Genomic DNA, 632 nt, shown 5'->3' on the forward strand with positions numbered 1-632 from the left:
CCAGCCACACCCCGCTCACGAGTCCCACCGGCCCCGGCCAGACCGGGGGCGCAGCAGATCGCTACACACTTCTCTCGGCTTAGCGTCCGGCGACCGTCTGTGGCCGGACATAAGCCGCCCAGGCGAAGTTCCTGGACCGCTTTTCCGGCGTCTGCGGCCCGTTTGGGGCGCAGGAAGAGGCCCGTGGGGGTGAACAGAGGGCGAAAGGCCGCGAGTCGGAGCCTGATGTTGGATGTCTCAACCTCTCACTCCGTTAGTGGCTGTGGGGAGCCTCGATCACTGGACGAAAGGGACAAACAGCCCGCTGTTGCGGGCCGGGAGGGCTCAGGGCCGGTGGTGGGCGGCTTATGTCCAGCCACAGCCGGTCGCCGGACGCTGAGCCGAGAGGAATGTGTGGCGGTCTGATGCGCCCCCGCACGGCCGGGGCCGGTGGGACTCCTGAACTGGGGGTGGCTGGACCGGGTGGGGAGGTCGGCATCCCTGACGCACCCGTGTGGATGACTGTCCCCCTGACCGTTCCTTCGGGGGCTTCCCGGCAGTCTTATGGCATTCCGGGGCGGGCCGGGCGGTCAAGGGTGGAGCGCAGCGACATCGCGGAGCGACGCGACCGCAGGGAGCGCCCTTGACGGCCC

It is taken from the genome of Streptomyces roseus (genome assembly GCF_001044425.1).
Taxonomy (GTDB): Bacteria; Actinomycetota; Actinomycetes; order Streptomycetales; family Streptomycetaceae; genus Streptomyces; species Streptomyces roseus.